At 70.4% G+C, this 14,761-nt stretch carries 8 protein-coding genes; 6 read left to right on the top strand and 2 right to left on the bottom strand.

What is annotated here, in order from left to right; translation table 11 throughout:
* Positions 1-14: 14 nt before the first annotated feature.
* The gene (locus tag ACYVIO_RS11925; protein ID WP_460650755.1) at positions 15-1,694 is read right to left on the bottom strand and encodes a DUF2207 family protein; all 1,680 of its coding nucleotides are present in this window, start codon (positions 1,692-1,694) and stop codon (positions 15-17) included.
* A gap of 230 nt (positions 1,695-1,924) precedes the next feature.
* Between ACYVIO_RS11925 and ACYVIO_RS11920 the strand changes: the two genes are divergently transcribed.
* The 3 genes from ACYVIO_RS11920 to ACYVIO_RS11910 all read left to right on the top strand — a co-directional run bounded on the left by ACYVIO_RS11920 (position 1,925) and on the right by ACYVIO_RS11910 (position 6,412).
* Positions 1,925-3,280 carry a neutral zinc metallopeptidase gene (locus ACYVIO_RS11920; protein ID WP_460650754.1) on the top strand — a complete coding sequence of 452 codons (1,356 nt, stop codon included), beginning with the start codon at positions 1,925-1,927 and terminating at the stop codon, positions 3,278-3,280.
* A 120-nt stretch (positions 3,281-3,400) separates the two neighbouring features.
* On the top strand, positions 3,401-4,528 hold the full coding sequence (locus ACYVIO_RS11915) for a neutral zinc metallopeptidase (protein WP_460650753.1): 1,128 nt from the start codon (positions 3,401-3,403) through the stop codon (positions 4,526-4,528).
* Between the two features lie 726 nt (positions 4,529-5,254).
* Positions 5,255-6,412: a neutral zinc metallopeptidase gene (locus ACYVIO_RS11910; protein ID WP_460650752.1), complete on the top strand. Its 1,158-nt coding sequence runs from the start codon at positions 5,255-5,257 to the stop codon at positions 6,410-6,412.
* Between the two features lie 57 nt (positions 6,413-6,469).
* Here the strand turns inward: ACYVIO_RS11910 and ACYVIO_RS11905 are convergent, their stop codons facing one another.
* On the bottom strand, positions 6,470-8,155 hold the full coding sequence (locus ACYVIO_RS11905) for a DUF2207 domain-containing protein (RefSeq protein ID WP_460650751.1): 1,686 nt from the start codon (positions 8,153-8,155) through the stop codon (positions 6,470-6,472).
* Positions 8,156-8,235: 80 nt separating this feature from the next.
* On the opposite strand from ACYVIO_RS11905, the gene ACYVIO_RS11900 reads away from it, so the two are divergent.
* The 3 genes from ACYVIO_RS11900 to ACYVIO_RS11890 are packed head-to-tail and all read left to right on the top strand — an operon-like array spanning position 8,236 to position 14,758.
* Positions 8,236-9,426 (top strand): neutral zinc metallopeptidase, encoded by a 1,191-nt coding sequence (locus ACYVIO_RS11900; protein ID WP_460650750.1) that lies wholly within the window; start codon positions 8,236-8,238, stop codon positions 9,424-9,426.
* Positions 9,427-9,485: 59 nt separating this feature from the next.
* A complete protein-coding gene (locus ACYVIO_RS11895; protein ID WP_460650749.1) occupies positions 9,486-13,400 on the top strand; it encodes a Pls/PosA family non-ribosomal peptide synthetase in 3,915 nt (1,304 codons plus the stop codon).
* On the top strand, positions 13,400-14,758 hold the full coding sequence (locus ACYVIO_RS11890; RefSeq protein WP_460650748.1) for a M1 family metallopeptidase: 1,359 nt from the start codon (positions 13,400-13,402) through the stop codon (positions 14,756-14,758). Before ACYVIO_RS11895 ends, ACYVIO_RS11890 begins: the two co-directional genes overlap by 1 nt.
* The last annotated feature ends 3 nt before the right edge of the window (positions 14,759-14,761 follow it).

Genomic DNA, 14,761 nt, shown 5'->3' with positions numbered 1-14,761 from the left:
CACCGAGTACTGCGTTAGCGAGTGAAGAGGGCCCCGGTCAGGTTGGTGGTCAGGTTCCGCAGCGAGTCGGGCAGGTGCTGCAGGTGCCAGCCGCGGGGTCCTCGGTACCAGGGGAAGCCCTCGTCCTCGTCGTCGTCCACGTCGGTGGCGACGAGGGCGTCGATCCAGCGCTCCGAACCGCCCAGGACCACGGCGTACGGGAGTGCACGGGAGCAGAGCTCGACGTGCTGGTCGCTGGGCAGCTCGCTGACGTCCATCTCCAGCAGCTCGCCGCGGATGGCAGCGACCTGGCCGAGCACGCGTCCGGCGGCCGGAGCCTTGGCGGGCATGTGCCGGCCGATCACCAGCAGGCCGACGCCGACGGCGGTGACGGCGATGCCCAGCAGGCCCCAGGAGCTGAACAGGGCAAGCAGAACGATCAGTACGACGCCCAGCACGGTCAGGCCGAGTCCGACGGTCGTCCACAGCGAACGGGTGCGGTCCGGGCGCTCGGTGAACCAGCCGCGCTTCACCACTCCGTCGTACAGGGCGTCCTGGACCTGGCCGAGGTTCGCCCGGACCTGCTGGCCGAGCTCGGAGACCAGGACGGTGTCGTTGTCACCGAAGATCGCGCGGACCAGGACGTTCTCGTAGCGCTGCAGCTCCTCCGACGGGGCGTTCGCGACCCGCTTGAGCTGCCAGTCCGGCCGCGCGTACTCGTTGGCGTGCTCGAGCTCGGTGATGGTCAGGTGGCCGCGGACCGCGAGGTCGATGATCGTCGCGGTCACGTCGACCGGGTCGATCCGCTCGTCGATCAGCGTGCCGACCTCACCGGGGCGCAGGTCGGCCGGCGGGGTGAAGTCGATCCGGGTGTCCTGGCCGAGGCTGAACAGCGAGGCCGGTACGACGCGGCTCGGGTCGACCTGGTCGCGGCCGCGCAGGCGGTACAGGACGAGCAGTCCGCCGGCGCCGAGCAGCAGCACCAGCAGCGCGGTGACCAGCTGGGCGGTGTCGGTGGAGAAGGCCCGCTTGAAGGTCTTGCGGTACTCGACGATCGAGTTCGCGGCGATCTCGCCCTCGGGGAAGCCGACCGTCATCCGGACCGTGTTGCCCGGCGGCAGGCCCTGCTGCCGGAACGTCGGCCCGGCGGTCTCACCGAGCTGCGCCAGCGTGCACGGGTGGTTGCTGTCGACCGCACCGGCCACGCAGAACACATGCGTGACCTCGGGGGTGCTGTAGACGATGTTGGCGTCCTGCACGGTGTACGACAGGCCGGTCAACGGCGCGAACCGGACCTCCGTGCCGTTCAGCGTGCTCGCCACCGCACCGCGAACGGTGTAGGTGAAGTCCAGCTGCGCGTCGCCGCTGACGTCCTCGACCGCGATCGAGGTGATGTCACCGTCGATGCTCTGCTCGGCCTTCTTGGTCTCGCCGCCGGCCTTGACCTGCAGGTCCTCGATCTTCTGCACGTGGTCGACGTCGTCGGCCAGGTGGTCGGTGGTGAGCAGGAACCGGGTGAAGGTCCCGGTCACGTTGCTCAGCTTCCACGTCTCGGAGACCTTGAGCGCACCGTCGCGGTCCACGCGGATCTCACTGTCGTAGTTGGTCACCACCGGGTCGGCGGCAGACCCCAGACCGGACGCACCGGCCTGAGCACCGGTCACGACCAGGATTCCGAGAGCGCACAGGGATACCCCGAGCAGACGTAGACGCATCGCCCAATCACACCGTATCGAGAGGGTCAGGAAGATCGGCCCCCTGCAGTACGACGTGCAGTGGCCGCTGGCACGGGCACCTTACCGTGACTCGTGCCTGACGCAACGATTCCGCCAGGTGGACCGGGAGGGGCTGGCAGCGGGCTGAGCCCGGACTCGGATAGCGTCTGGCGGTGCGGCTGCGCCCCGAGCCGCGCAGGTGACCGCCGCCGGGGCATGGGAGAGCGCGCGTGTCCGACAACCAGTGGGGACCTCCTGGTCAGTACCCGCAGCAGCCGCCGCAGGGCCCGTACCAACCGCCGGGCCCGCCGCAGGGTCCGCCGCCGGGCCAGTACCCGCAGAGCCAGCCGCCGCAGTACGGGCAGCCGCAGTACGGCGGGCAGCAGGGCGGGCAGCCGCCGTACGGGGGTCAGCCTGGCTACCCGGGCCCCGGACAGGTGCCGCCGCCAGGACCGCTCGCGCCGCAGCCGTGGCAGACGCAGCCGCACTACACAGCGCGCACTCCGATGCAGCAACTGCCGCACGGGATCGGCTGGGGTGCTCCGCAGGGTCCGGGTGGTCCGCAGGGACCGCGCGGGCCGCGGAAGAAGAGCAAAGCGATCTGGTTCGTCGTACCGCTGATCGTCGTCGGCGTCGCGTTCCTCGGCCTGCGCATTGTCAGCTACACGCTCAAGCACAACGGCCCGGACGACTACTCGAGCCCGAGCATCCCGGTCTCGACGTACTCGCCGAGCCCGTCCGAGGACCCCTCCACCAGTCCGACGACCGAGCCGACCGAAGTACCGACCAGGCCTCAGGAGACCGAGCCGACGGTCACCAAGCCGACCGCGCCGCGGACCACCACCACGACGCCGCCGGTCCGCCGCGGGCCGACCGACTACGAGATGGTCAGCCGCAACCGGGTCTACTCGACCGGCGTGATGCCCGGCACCGGCTGCAAGGAGAGCCGCGCCCGGCCGGCGAACACCGCCGGGGCCAACGCCAACTACGTCCAGCTGAAGGCCTGCCTGGCCCGGGCCTGGACCGCTCAGGTCCGCAAGTCCGGCGCGACCTTCCGGCCGCCGACCGTGGTCAGCTTCACCGGGACGGTCCAGTCGCCGTGCGGCGGCACGATGAGCGACACCGGCCCGCCGTTCTACTGCAGCTCCAACGAGACCATCTACATGAACCTGCGCGAGGACATCGGCAACTACGGCCGGTACGACAAGGTCTGGGCGCGGATGTGGATGCTGCACCAGTTCGCGCACGAGTACGGCCACCACATCCAGCACCTGACCGGCATCCTCCAGGCCAACCACAACATGCGGTACGAGGCGGAGACCCGGGCGGAGGAGCTGGAGCTGACCCGGAAGGTGGAGCTGCAGGCCTCCTGCTTCAGCGACGTGTTCATCGGCGCCAACAAGCGGACCTACCCGGTCACCGGGCGCTCGCTGCAGCAGTGGCGGTTCCTGATCGTCAACGTGACCGACTACGGCAACGACCACGGCGACGCCCCGAACCACCAGTACTGGGCCCTGCGCGGGTTCAACAGCCGCAACCCGGGCGCCTGCAACACCTTCACGGCCCCGTCGGCACGCCTGCGGTAGCCGGTATTTGGTGTGGTCGCGGATGATCGGCGCAGCAATGTGCTGACGTGGGCCGGTGCTGATGGATAGCCTGGCCGTCCGGATCACGCCCTGTGTGTCCCGGGGGGATGAGGATCGACCGTGTCTGACCAGGACTGGAGCGCACCACCAGGAGCACCGCCGGGACCGATGCCCGACGGCTCGATACCGATCTATGCCAGTTACCCACTACCCGGTACGCCGGGTGGCGGGCCGGCGTTGCCGAAGGTGGGCTGGGGGCCCGACTTCGACGGCGGCCACGTCCGGCACGGCGGTCCGCCGCGCAAGCGCCGGACCGGGCTGCTCGCCGGGCTGCTGCTGCTGGCCGGGGTCGGTGCGCTCGTGGTGATCACCGCGTTGACGCTGCGCAGCGGCAACGCGCCTACTGTCGCGCCGTCGTACGGGCCGGGGGCCGCGCCGACCAGCGCGACCGCCGCACCGACCGAGCCGGACGACAGCCCGCCCGGAACCCCAGGAGGGCCCGGGGCGTCGCAGGAGAGTGCAGCGATCGTCCGGACCGACGGGTTCTACCGCAGCGGGGTGCAGAAGACGGTGAACTGCCGGGAGCCGCAGATCGCGCTGGCCACGGCCGGGGCGGTGCAGACCTACTACGCGAACCTGATCGGTTGCCTGAACCGCGCCTGGACTCCACTGGTCCGCGCCGGGCAGGACCAGTACGCCGCACCGCGGGTGATCTTCTGGGCCGGCACCGTGCTGTCGCCGTGCACCAGCTCGTCCCCGACCTCGTTCTACTGCTCGGCGAACCGGACGCTCTACCTGAAGTTCGAGGACGACATCAAGCTGTGGAACCGGGCCTCGGACGACGCGAACCGGTCGTTCTCGCGGATGTGGGCGACGTACACCGCCGGGCACGAGTTCGGGCACCACATCCAGCAGCTGGCCGGGATCCTGCCGGCCGCCGCGCAGCTGGAGTACGACGCGCCGGACCAGGACGCGCGGCTCGAGGTGAGCCGGCGGATCGAGCTGCAGGCGTCCTGCCTCGGGGCGGCGTTCATGGGCGCCAACAAGGCGTCGTACGGGATCACCGGCCTCGATCTGACCATCTACCGGCGTTACGTCGAGGCTCAGACCGGGGATGAGAACAACCGTGGCGGCCCACGGGACCACGGGGCGCGGACCAGTCACCAGTACTGGGCCGCGCAGGGCTTCAACACTGTCAACAGCGCCAACTGCAACACGTTCACGGCTTCGGCCAGCAAGGTCTCGTGAGGAGTATCGATGTCGGACAACTGGAATCCACCCCCTGGGCGGGAGCCGTCGGAGCCGGAGGGCGAACAGCCCGCCGGCAACCCTGGCACGCCCCCGCGGGATGGCCAGTCGCCCCGCTGGTGGACCGAATCCACCGACAAGCCCGAGGAGTACCTGAAGCCGGACTCCCCGCCGCAGAACCACCCGTCCCCACCGCCGGCCGGGCCACCGCCCGCCCCGCAGTGGTACACCCCCGGCCTGAGCGACGACCCAACCGGCGGCCAGCCGACGGGTGGTCAACCGCCGCAACCCCCGTCAGCTAACAACCCGCCTTCAGGTGGTCAGCCGGGCGGTCAGCCCAACCAACCGCCTGTTGGTAACCAGCCCGGGAACCCCGGGTGGAACCTACCGCCGTACGGGCAGCCGGCTCAGCCGCCGCGTGGTCAGCACTCGGCGCCGCCTAGCAACACCAGCGGCTATCGCTCCCACACCGGCACCGGCGCGACACCGGGTGGCCCGGGAGCCGGCGGCGCACACGCGGCCGGCGGCGCCGTGCCGCCGACCAGTGGCGGCACGCCCGACGGCCCGCCCCCGCCCAACTCCGGCTGGGGCCGCCGCGACGACGCAGCAACCGGTGGTGCTCACGCAGTCGGCAACTCCTCTCAAAATCCTCCTGCTGGTGACCCCGCGCAGTCCGGCGGGGCCGGTGGCTTCACTGGGTCTTGGCCTACTGCCTCGACCGGACCGGTGCCGCCTCCTCCGACCGGCGGGTGGCCCGGCCCCAACACCGGCCCCCAGCAACCCCAGAACCCGTGGTCGGGCGCCACCGGCGGTGGCGGTTGGCAGCAGCAGGGTGGGCCCAACGGACCCCAGGGCGGTCAGCCGACCTGGCAGTACCCGCCGATCCCGATCCCGAAGCCCCCGGGCCCGGGCCGTCGTCGCAAGCCGCGGCAGCTGTCCAAGGGCCTGCTCGTCATGCTCGTGGCCCTCGCCGTCCTGGTCGTCGGCTCCGGCGTCACGGTCGCGCTGAAGCTGACCGGCGACGACACCCCGACCAACCCGGTCGCCGTCGAGACGCCCTCGGAGACCCCGTCGGAGACACCCTCCGAGACCCCGAGCGAGACTCCCTCGGCGACGCCCACCCCGACGCCGACGCCGAAACCGAAGCCCAAGCCGCGCGTCCCCACGCCGTACGAGGTGGTGGCGCAGAACAAGATCTACGCGGCCGGCGCCCTGCAGCCGACCAAGTGCGTGGAGCCGGCGTACCGGCCGACCACGTTCGCGGCGACCAAGGCCTACTACCAGCGCATCCTGCCGTGCCTGAACCGCACCTGGTACCTCGCGCTGAAGAAGGCCGGCCAGCCGTTCCGCGCGCCGCACCTGATCGTCTACGCCAACACGGTGAAGACGCCGTGCGGCACCGAGCGCGGCACCCGCGGCTACTACTGCGGCGCGAACGAGGCGATCTACATGCCGTTCAACGTCGACTACAACAACTACAAGATCAACCCGACCTACACCCGGGCGTGGATGCTGAACACGATCGCGCACGAGTACGGGCACCACATCCAGCAGCTGACCGGCATCTTCCGGGCCAGCTTCGCCCGCCAGGCGACGATGGCCGACCCGAACCTGCGGCTGCTGGAGTCGCGCCGGCGCGAGCTGCAGGCGGCCTGCTTCGGCTCGGCGTACCTGGGCGCGAACGCGGCGTTCATCCCGATGCGCGGCGACCTGCTGAACAACTGGAAGTTCGCGGTCGCGAACGCCGGTGACGAGTTCAGCAGGCCGAAGGTCCGCGACCACGGCTCGAAGGTCAACCACAACCGCTGGTCGACCCGCGGCTTCACGTTCAAGAACCCGATCTACTGCAACACCTTCAGCACCAACCCGCAGTACACCAGCTGACAGTACGACGAAGCCCCGGGATCCCTCGCAGGCAAGGGATCCCGGGGCTTCGCTACGTCAGAACAGTCGACGCGCAGCGGTCAGCGTTCCACCGAAGGTGGTGACGAAGCTCGTCAGCGACTCCCCGATGTCGGACAGGTGCCAGTTCTCCGGACCGGAGTACCAGCCGATGCCGGCATCGGGGTCGTCGTCGTCATCGGTGGCGGCGATCTCCAGCGCCCACTTCTCGGTCAGCCCGAGCACAGCGGCGTACGGCAGGCAGCGGGACGCGAACTCCAGCCGGTGGCTCTGCGGCAGGCTCGCCGAGGTCTCGTCGGCCAGGTACCGCTGCAGGCCACCCACTCGACCCAGTACGGCGGCACCGCGCGCCGTACGAGCAGGAGCGACCTGTCCGGCCAGCGACAGCGCCACACCGGCCAGGATGACGGCCAGCCCGACCAGTCCGAACTTGGTGGCGATGGCCAGCACGATCGTCAGCACCACACCGGCACCGACCAGCACCAGACCGGCGGTGGTCCAGCGGTTCCGGACGGCGTCCGGCCGGCTGGCGAACCAGCCCTGCGTCACGACGTCGGCGTACAGCTGCTCGCGCACCAGGTTGAGCCGGGGCCGCAGCGACGAGCCCAGCGTCGACACCTGCACGGTCTCGCCGTCGGCGAAGACCGCGTCGAGCAGGGCCTTCTCGTACGGCAGCAGCTCGGGCCCGCCCTCGTTGAGCCGGACCAGCTGCCAGTCGTGCCGGCCGAACTGCGTCTCGCGCGGCAGCTCGACGATGGTCAGGTAGTTGCGGACGGCAAGGTCCAGCAGCGTCGCGGTGATGTCGACGACGTCGGCCGACTCGTCCACCACGGTGCCGACCTGGCCCGGCCGGATTCCGTCCGGCGCGGCGAACTGCGGCCCGTCGGCCCCGTCCAGCACCGGGCGCTCCGGCGCGCCCTCACCGGTCTTGCCGGCGTCGCGTCCCTTGAAGAACCACAGCGCGGCCGCGGCCAATACGCCGAGCCCGAGCAGCAGCGCGCTCAGCCCGATGGTCGAGGAGTCGGCGGTGAAGGCGTGGTGCAGCGACCAGCGGGTCTTGAACTCGGCGTTCGGCTTGACCGTCGCCTGGCCGCTCAGCCCGGTCAGGAAGGTGACCCGGCCACCGGCCGGCACCTGCAGCTGCTCGATGACGACCTCTGCCGACTCGCCCAGCTGGTACGACGTACAGGGCATGCTCGAGCCGGTCCGGCCGGCGAAACAGGTCAGCCAGGTGGCGAACGGGACGTTCACCGTCAGGGTCGCCTTCGGGATCGCCGCCCCGAAGCCCTGGAGCACCGGCCAGCTCACCTCGCGGCCCTCGGTGGAGTCGGCCACGACATTGTCGACGTCGTAGGTGTAGACGATCTTCGCCTGCCCGGACGCCTGCACGGACAGCTGGCGGCCGTTGTCGATCTCGGTATCGCTGAAGCCACCGGCGGGCTGGCCGTTCACGGTGGCCGACACGTTGCTGACGTCGTAGACCCGGTCGTCGTCGGCGTTGGAGCGGACCCGCGTCGCCAGCGTGCGGACGAAGGTGTCGCCACCAGCCGTGACGTCGACGGTCTCCTTGATCTGGAGCACGCCGTCACCGGTCAGGGTTGCCTCGGCGGAGTACGCCGTGATCTTGTCGTCGGCCGCCTGGGCAGGCAGCACGCCCACGGCAACGAACGGGACTGACAGAGCGACGAGCAGGGCAGCCGGTAGGAGGCGGCGCTTCAGTGACATGGGGTGAGAGTAGTCTCGGGTCGGTTCGCCCTGCGAACCCGCGACGACCTGCCACCGGCACAGAAGGGGACCTGCGACCAGTGAGCAACCCGTACGACTACGGGCGTCCCCAGGACCGTCCGCAGCACGGCAACCAGGCCTACCGCCCGCCGGCACCGCCACCTGGCGTGCTGCCTCCGCCGCAGCCGGGGCAGTGGCAGCAGGGGCCGCCGCAGCAGTACCCGCCGCAGTACCAGCAGCCGCCGTACGGGCAGCAGGGCCAGTACCAGCAGCAGCCGGGCCAGTACCCGCAGTACCAGCAGCAGCCCGGTCAGTGGCCGCAGCCGCACTACGGCGGCCCGAACCACTTCAACGGCTTCCAGCCGCCCCCGCGGCGGCGCGGCTCGGGTGCGGCCAAGTTCATCCTGCTCGGCTTCTTCGCGCTGGCCTTCGTCGGCATCACGCTGGCGGTCGTCGGTTCGGTCCTGACCGACAGCTCCGACAGCACGGCGATCCCCGAGAACAGCGGCCCGTCGATCGTGCCGACCGCGACCACCAAGCCGGACAAGGGCACCGCCGAGGACTACCTGGTCAACAGCGCGCTCTACACCGCCGGTGGCCTCGGCGAGCTGAACTGCCCGGCCCAGAAGCTCGGCGACGGCAGCCTGGCGGCGCAGAAGGTCTACTACGAGAAGCTGTTCAAGTGCCTGAACGACGCCTGGCGTCCGGCGCTGAACAAGATCGGCGTGAACAAGCCCGACCCAGGCCTGATCGTGTTCGACAAGCCGGTCAACACCGCGTGCGGGAAGTTCAGCCCGCTGTCCGGCCGGGTACTCGCGTTCTACTGCTACGGCAACCAGGTGATGTACACCGACGTGCTGCAGATGAACAAGGCGTTCGGGCCGAAGGAGGACCTGGCCTACCTGATGACGATCGCGCACGAGTACGGCCATCACATCCAGGGCGTCACCGAGCTGTTCTACGCGCGGGCCTACTACCTGCAGGACCACCCGAGCCAGAAGCTGGAGAGCTCGCGCCGCAACGAGGTGCAGGCCTCCTGCCTGGGCGGGGTGTTCAGCCGGGCGGTGGAGAAGAGCTACCCCTTCACCGACCGGATGAAGGAGTTCGAGTTCCAGTCCAGCCACAGCTTCGGCGAGTCCGAGGACACTCCGCCCGACGAGCGCACGCACGGTCTGGCCAGCACGCAGGGCTTCTGGATCATGAACGGCTTCAACATCGGCGAGACCAAGGCCTGCAACACCTTCGCGGCCCCGGCCAGCCTGGTGAAGTGACCATCTTGAGTGGTGTCGTGTTCCCCTGCGGTTAAACGCGGCGGCGTATCATCCGGCGCGTGACGTTGCGACGGGGGGACAGTGCGCCACCCGAGCGCACCCTGGTGGACATCCTGCACGAGACCGCGGGCCGGTACCCCGACGATCCCGCGCTGGACGACTCGCACGTCAGCCTCAGCTACCGCGAACTGCTCGTCCAGGTGGGCAAGTTCGCGGCCCGGTTGACCGCGTTGGGGATCGGGCCGGGTGACCGGGTCGGCGTCCGGATCTCGTCCGGGCACAACGACCTGTACGTCGCGATCCTGGGCACGCTGCAGGCCGGGGCGGCCTATGTTCCGGTCGATGCGGACGACCCGGCCGAGCGCGCCGAGCTCGTCTTCGGCGAGGCGGCTGTCGCCGCGGTCGTCACCGACGGCCTGGAGATCGCGAGCAAGCGCGCCAGCGGACCCGACGAGGACGGCTACTACGACTTCCCGTACTCCGCCCGGATGGCCCAGCCGGGTGAGGTGATTGGTGGGACCGCACCAACTACCACCGACGGGCCGAGCCTCGACGACGACGCCTGGATCATCTTCACCTCCGGGTCGACCGGCGTACCGAAAGGTGTCGCCGTCACGCACCGCTCGGCCGCCGCGTTCGTCGACGCCGAGGCGCGGATGTTCCTGCAGAAAGAGCCGATCAGCTCCGACGACCGAGTGCTGGCCGGACTGTCGGTCGCGTTCGACGCGTCCTGCGAGGAGATGTGGCTCGCCTGGCGGTACGGCGCGTGCCTGGTCCCGGCCCCGCGTTCACTCGTTCGCAGCGGCATGGACCTCGGCCCGTGGCTCGTCGCGCAAGGCATCACCGTTGTGTCCACCGTCCCGACGCTGGCCGCGCTCTGGCCCGCCGACGCGCTGGACGCCGTACGGCTGCTGATCTTCGGCGGTGAGGCCTGCCCGCCCGAACTGGCCGAACGGCTCGCGATCGACGGTCGCGAGGTCTGGAACACTTACGGCCCGACCGAGGCGACCGTCGTCGCCTGTGGTGCGCAGCTGACCGGCGAAGGCCCGGTCCGGATCGGCCTGCCGCTGGACGGCTGGGACCTCGCCGTAGTCGATGCCCAGGGCAACGAGGTGGGCGAGGGTGCGATCGGCGAGCTGATCATCGGTGGCGTCGGCCTGGCCCGCTACCTCGATCCGGCCAAGGACGCGGAGAAGTTCGCGCCGATGCCGTCACTGGGCTGGGAGCGCGCATACCGCAGCGGCGACTTGGTCCGCAAGGACGAAGCGGGGTTGCTGTTCCAGGGGCGTGCCGACGAGCAGATCAAGCTCGGCGGCCGGCGGATCGAGCTGGGCGAGGTGGACGCGGCGCTGCAGGCTCTGCCTGGCGTCTCCGGCGCGGCGGCCGCCGTACGGACCAGTGCCGGAGGCAACCAACTCCTGGTCGGCTACGTGGTCGCCGAGGAGTCCTTCGACCAGAAGGCCGCAACGGAACGACTACGCGAGGCCCTCCCGGCCGCGCTCGTCCCGCTGCTCGCGATCACTGACACCCTCCCGACGCGCACGTCCGGCAAGGTCGACCGCAACGCGCTTCCCTGGCCCCTGCCCGGCATGGACGGCGACGGCCCGGTGGCCGAGCTGGACGGTACGGCGGGCTGGCTGGCCGAGCGCTGGACCGCCGTCCTCGGCGCCAAGGTCACCGGCCCCGACAACGACTTCTTCCTGCACGGTGGCGGCAGCCTCGCCGCGGCGCAGCTGGTCTCCGCTCTGCGCGAGCGGTACGCCGAGATCACCGTCGCGGACATCTACGAGTACCCGCGGCTCGGCGCTCTCGCCGATCGCCTGGACTCCTCGACAGCGACGTACGAACCGATCGAGATCCGTGAGATCCGTCCGACGCCACCAGGCACGCAGCTCCTGCAGACCGCGCTGACGCTGATCCTGCAGACCGTGGTCGGCGTGCGCTGGCTGGTCTACCTGTTCACGCTGAACAACGTGCTCGCCGTGACCGCCGGCGACCACCCCTGGATGCGCACGGTGTCCTGGTGGTGGATCCTCGTCGGCTGGCTGCTGCTGATCACCCCGGCCGGCCGGATGGGCATCGCCGTCGTCGGCGCGCGGATCCTGCTGCGCGGCCTGAAGCCCGGCGTCTACCCGCGCGGCGGCAACGTGCACGTCCGGCTCTGGGCCGCGGAGAACCTGGCCGACGCGGCCGGCGCCGCGAACCTGGCCGGCGCGCCCTGGATCGCGTACTACGCCCGCGCGCTCGGCGCGAAGGTCGGCCGCGGCGTCGACCTGCACACGCTGCCGCCGGTGACCGGGCTGCTGACGATGGGCCGTGGCGCGTCGATCGAGCCCGAGGTCGACCTGTCCGGCTACTGGATCGACGGCGACCGGCTGCACGTCGGCGCGGTGCAGGTCGGCGCCGAAGCCGTCATCGGCTCGCGCAGCACGCTGCTGCCCGGTGCGGAGATCGGCCGCGGCGCCGAGATCGCGGCCGGGTCGGCGGTCTCCGGCAAGGTCCCGTCGAACGAGCGCTGGTCCGGTTCTCCCGCCAGCCGGGTCGGTCGCGCGCGTCGCCCCTGGCCCGAGGAGCGCCCGGCGCGGGCGCCCTGGTGGGTTCTCGCGTACGGCGTGGCGTCGGCGCTGATGTCGTTGCTACCGGTCGTCGCAGCGGTCGCTGCGATCGCCGTACTGGGGACGTACATCCAGGGGACTGCTTCGTTGGGTGACGCCGCCTTGAAGGCGCTGGCCGCGATCCCGTTGATGACGGTGGTCGGCTTCGTGACGCTGGCCGTGCTGACGCTGGTCGGCGTACGGATCCTCGGAATTGGGATCAAGCCGGGGCACTACCCCGTCCGCAGCCGGATCGGCTGGCAGGTGTGGGCGACCGAGCGGCTGCTCGACTCGGCCCGGACGCTGCTGTTCCCGCTCTACGCGAGCCTGCTGACGCCATGGTGGCTGCGCGCGCTCGGCGCGAAGATCGGCCGCGACGTCGAGGCGTCGACCGTGCTGCTGCTGCCGAAGATGACGACGGTCGGTGACGGCGCTTTCCTGGCCGACGACACCATGATCGCGTCGTACGAGCTGGGCGGTGGCTGGTTGCACGTCGCCGGCGCGAAGGTCGGCAAGCGCGCGTTCCTGGGCAACTCCGGGATGACCGCGCCGGGCCGGTCGGTGCCGAAGAACGGGCTGGTCGCGGTGCTGTCGGCCGCGCCGAAGAAGTCCAAGGCCGGTACGTCGTGGCTGGGCAGCCCGCCGGTGAAGCTGCGCCGCCAGGCCGTCGCGGGCGATCAGAGCCGGACCTTCAACCCGCCGTACCGGCTGAAGGTCGCGCGGGCGCTGGTCGAGCTGTGCCGGTTCGTCCCGATGATGTGCACGGTGCTGATCGCGCTCGGTGTGCTGTTTGCCCTGCAGGCGTTGGATGTCTGGCTCGGGCCGTGGTGGACCGTATTGCTGTCCGGCGCGGTGATCCTGGCCGCGGGCGCGGTCGCGGGCGGGATGGCGACGGTCGCGAAGTGGGTCATCGTCGGCAGGACCCGCGCGGTCGAGTACCCGCTGTGGAGCTCGTTCGTCTGGCGCAACGAGGTCGTGGACAGCTTCGTCGAACTGGTCGCAGCCCCCTGGTTCGCCAACGCGGCCGCCGGTACGCCGGTGCTCGCGCTCTGGCTTCGGACGCTCGGCGCGAAGATCGGCAAGGGCGTCTGGTGCGAGACGTACTGGTTGCCCGAGGCCGATCTGATCACGCTCGGCGACGGGGCCACGGTGAATCGCGGGTGCGTTCTCCAGACGCACCTGTTCCATGACAGGGTGATGTCCATGAGCACCGTCACCTTCGGCCCAGGGTCGACGCTGGGGCCGCACGGCATCGTGCTGCCGGCCGCGTCGATCGGTGCGGGCGCCACCGTCGGCCCGGTCTCACTGGTGATGCGGGGTGAGAGCGTGCCGGCCGGTACTCGCTGGGCCGGCAACCCGATCGCACCCTGGCAGGGTTGATGGTCGCCGGTTCCCAGGGCCGGGCCGAGCAGGGCGCCGATACGGCGGGTGATCCCTACGTTCCCTCGCACGGCAACAGCGGCTACTCCGTCGACTCCTACGAGCTCGACCTCGACTACCGGGTCAGCAGCAACCGTCTGACCGGCAAGGCCACGATCACCGCGGTGGCGACGCACGCGCTGTCGCGGCTCAGCCTCGACCTGGTCGGTCTGCGGGTGGCGAAAGTGTCCGTCAACGGCCGTCGCGCGGCCCGCTACGCGCACCGCTCCGGCAAGCTGCACATCACCCCCGCCGCGGTGATCCCGGACGGCGCGGAGTTCGTCGTCGACGTCCAGTACGCCGGGAACCCGGCGCCCGCCGACAGCCCGTGGGGCGAGCTCGGCTGGGAGGAGCTGACCGAGGGCGTGATCGTCGCCAGCCAGCCCAGCGGCGCGGCGACCTGGTTCCCCTGCAACGACCACCCCGGCGACAAGGCGCACTACCGGATCACCGTCACCACCGACTCGCCGTACCACGTGGTCGCGAACGGACGGCTCGTCTCGCGCCGGACCAAGGCCAGCCGGACCAGCTGGGTCTACGACATGGCCGCGCCGATGGCGACGTACCTGGCGACCATCCAGATCGGCCGGTACGACGTACTGGAACTGGCGTCGTCGCCGGTGACCCAGCGCGCGGCGCTGCCGCAATCGCTGATCAAGGACTTCCGGACCGACTTCGGCCGGCAGCAGGACATGATGAAGCTGTTCTGCGCGCTCTTCGGGCCGTACCCGTTCACGGCGTACACGGTGGTCGTCACCGACGACCCGCTGGAGATTCCCCTGGAGGCGCAGGGCATCTCGGTGTTCGGCAGCAACCACCTGGACGGCCGGCGCGGTTCGGAGCGGCTGGTCGCGCACGAGCTGGCGCACCAGTGGTTCGGCAACAGCCTGACCCCGGCGACCTGGCAGCACATCTGGCTGAACGAGGGTTTCGCCTGCTACGCCGAGTGGTTGTGGTCGGAGGAGTCCGGCGGGCTCTCGGCGTCGCAGCAGGTCTCGAAGGCCCACAGCAGGTTGGCGTCGCTGGACGAGGACCTGGTGCTGTCGGACCCCGGCCCGGAGCTGATGTTCGACGACCGGCTCTACAAGCGCGGTGCGATCACCCTGCACGTCCTGCGCCAGCTGCTCGGTGACACCACGTTCTTCGACCTGCTGCGCAACTGGACCAAGACGTATCGGCACAGCTCGGTGACAACCGACGACTTCATCGCCCTGGCGGCAGCTGCTGCGGATGACCCTGACGCCGTCCACCAGCTCTTCTCGGACTGGCTGGACGAGGACGAGCTGCCCCCGCTCCCTCGGAGCCGACGCCGCCGATGAGGT

This window comes from Kribbella endophytica, from assembly GCF_054781295.1.
The sequence above is the reverse complement of the archived record's forward strand: the minus strand, read 5'-3'. Positions and strand labels throughout refer to the sequence as shown.

Coding starts and splice junctions, on each gene's coding strand:
- ACYVIO_RS11905 (WP_460650751.1), bottom strand. CDS start 8,155: ATGTCACTGAAGCGCCGCCTCCTACCGGCTGCCCTGCTCGTCGCTCTG.
- ACYVIO_RS11890 (WP_460650748.1), top strand. CDS start 13,400: ATGGTCGCCGGTTCCCAGGGCCGGGCCGAGCAGGGCGCCGATACGGCG.
- ACYVIO_RS11925 (WP_460650755.1), bottom strand. CDS start 1,694: ATGCGTCTACGTCTGCTCGGGGTATCCCTGTGCGCTCTCGGAATCCTG.